This window comes from Herbaspirillum sp. C7C8, assembly GCF_022627875.1.
Classification (GTDB): domain Bacteria; phylum Pseudomonadota; class Gammaproteobacteria; order Burkholderiales; family Burkholderiaceae_D; genus Herbaspirillum.
The window spans coordinates 1-259 of the sequence record NZ_JABXGG010000080.1; the positions used below are offsets into that span (position 1 = coordinate 1).

General features: G+C 63.7%; 1 pseudogene. It reads left to right on the plus strand.

The features are described 5' to 3' along the window. A pseudogene (locus HWE01_RS22725) lies at positions 1-256 on the plus strand (type I pantothenate kinase); the annotation flags it as partial. Positions 257-259 lie beyond the last annotated feature (3 nt).

Genomic DNA, 259 nt, shown 5'->3' on the forward strand with positions numbered 1-259 from the left:
CTCCTATTTTGAGGAGTGGTACGTGGACCGGTTCCGGAAGCTGCGGACCACGGCGTTCGCGCAGCCGGAGTCCTACTTCCACCGGTACGCCAGCTTGTCCGATGACGTGGCGGAGAGCACCGCCTGGGACATCTGGAAGCGGATCAACGAGTCCAACCTGGAGGAGAACGTCCTACCCACCAGGGGGCGGGCGCAGCTGGTTCTCACCAAGGACGCCGACCACACCATCCGCCGGATGCTCGTGAGGAAGGTCTAGCAC